General features: G+C 73.7%; 3 protein-coding genes. 2 read left to right on the top strand and 1 reads right to left on the bottom strand.

What is annotated here, in order from left to right:
* Together ACOADB_RS15220 and bioD are read left to right on the top strand one after the other, a co-directional pair.
* A partial coding sequence (locus ACOADB_RS15220; RefSeq protein ID WP_378600209.1) for an aminotransferase class I/II-fold pyridoxal phosphate-dependent enzyme occupies window positions 1–471 on the top strand: 471 nt, incomplete at its 5' end.
* A complete protein-coding gene (gene bioD, locus ACOADB_RS15215; protein ID WP_378600206.1) occupies window positions 468–1178 on the top strand; it encodes a dethiobiotin synthase in 711 nt (236 codons plus the stop codon). The genes ACOADB_RS15220 and bioD, both read left to right, overlap by 4 nt.
* 111 nt (window positions 1179–1289) lie before the next feature.
* On the opposite strand, the gene ACOADB_RS15210 is transcribed toward bioD, so the two are convergent.
* Window positions 1290–1776: amidase family protein (locus ACOADB_RS15210; protein WP_378600204.1), on the bottom strand; the 487-nt coding region annotated here is incomplete at its 5' end.

The following is a 1776-nucleotide window of genomic DNA, read 5'->3' as shown; positions in this document are numbered from 1 at the left end:
CCCCACGTCCTGGTCACGGCAACGCTGTCGAAGTCGCTGGGCAGCCAGGGTGGAGCGGTCCTCGGCTCCGCCGCCGTGCGCGAGCACCTGGTCAACCGGGCGCGCCCGTTCATCTTCGACACCGGCCTGGCACCTGCACCGACTGCTGGCGCGCTGGCCGCGCTGCGGGAGATCGTCGCGCGCCCCGAGCTGGCGCAGACCGTCCGGACCCGCGTCGCCGACCTGGCCGACGCCCTCGGCGTGGTCGCTCCGGCAGGCGCCGTGCTGTCGGTCCCGATGTCGTCGCCGCAGGCCGCCGTCGCCGCCCAGGCTGCTGCACTGGAGGCCGGGTTGCGTGTCGGCTGCTTCCGTCCGCCGTCGGTGCCGGACGGGATCTCGCGGTTGCGGATCACCGCCAGCGCCGGCATCCCCGAGGACGACTGGGCGCGCGCCGTCGCGACCCTCGTCGCCCTCGTCAAGGAACACCAGTGACCCGAGTCGTCGTCGTCACCGGCACCGACACCGGGGTCGGCAAGACCGTCGCGACGGCCGCCCTGGCCGCGCGCGAGGCCGCTGCGGGGAACCGGGTGCTCGTGGTGAAGCCGGTCCAGACCGGCGTCGGCGGCACGGACCCGGATCCCCACGACACCGCCACCGTGGCCGCGTTGAGCGGCGTCGAGGTGCTCGAGCTCGTCTCCCTCGACGAGCCCCTCGCGCCCGACACCGCCGCACGCCGCCAGGGTGTGGCGATCCCGACCGTGCGGGAGCACGTGTCGCGCATCCGCACCCTCCTGCCGTCGTACGACGTCGTGCTGGTCGAGGGCGCCGGCGGACTGCTGGTCCGGCTGGATGCCGAGGGCGGCACCCTGCTCGACATCGCGCGGGACCTGACGTTCGCCCTGCGGCGACGTACCGGCGACACCGTCTCCTCCCCCGTCGAGGTGTTCGTCGTGTGCCGGGCCGGCCTCGGCACGCTCAACCACACCGAGCTCACCGTGACCGCGCTCCGCGCCTGCCAGGTCGAGCCGGCCGGGCTGGTCATCGGGTCGTGGCCCGACCACCCGGCGCTGGCCGAGGAGTGCAACCGCACCGACCTCACCCGGATCACCGGCGTCCCGCTCGTCGCCGTCATCCCCGAGAACTCCGGCTCCCTCCCCCAGCCCGACTTCCTGGCCGCCGTACCGGGCTGGTTCGCCTGACGTCACGAAGTGTGGCAATTGGGCCCACGAAGTGTGCGTGTTGGGCCATCGAGATCTCGATGCATCACCACCCACTGACACTTCGGACCCCCAATTGCCACACTTCGTGCCTCACCAGAGCGGCGGGTGGCGGTCCTTCCAGGGCGCGGCGGCCTCGACCTGCGCGGCGAGCGAGAGCAGCAGCTCCTCCTCGGCGGGGCGGGCAGCGAGCATGATGCCGACCGGCAGGCCTTCGGGCGTGTGGTGGAGCGGGAGCGAGATCGCCGGCATGCCGGTGACGTTCCAGGCCGAGGTCCATGGGGTGAAGCGCTTCTGCGCCTCGAAGTCCGCGGCCGGGTCGGCGTCGTTGCGCAACGCGCCGACGGCGAGCGGCGGCGTGGCCAGGGTCGGCGTCAGCACGATGTCGTACGGCGCCAGGGCGACCAGCGCTTCGGCCGCGTACCGCCGCATCTGGCCGAGCGCCAGCCCGAACTCCGGCGCGCTGATGGCGGCACCGCGGTCGCCGAGCCAGCGCGTGAGCGGCCGCAGCGTGCCTCGCTTCCCGGCGTCCAGCGGCACCGTCGACAGCGCCGTCAGCACCGCCCAGCAGGTCTCGAAG

Source organism: Nocardioides sp. CPCC 206348 (assembly GCF_048654705.1).
GTDB lineage: Bacteria > Actinomycetota > Actinomycetes > Propionibacteriales > Nocardioidaceae > Nocardioides.
The sequence above is the reverse complement of the archived record's forward strand: the minus strand, read 5'-3'. Positions and strand labels throughout refer to the sequence as shown.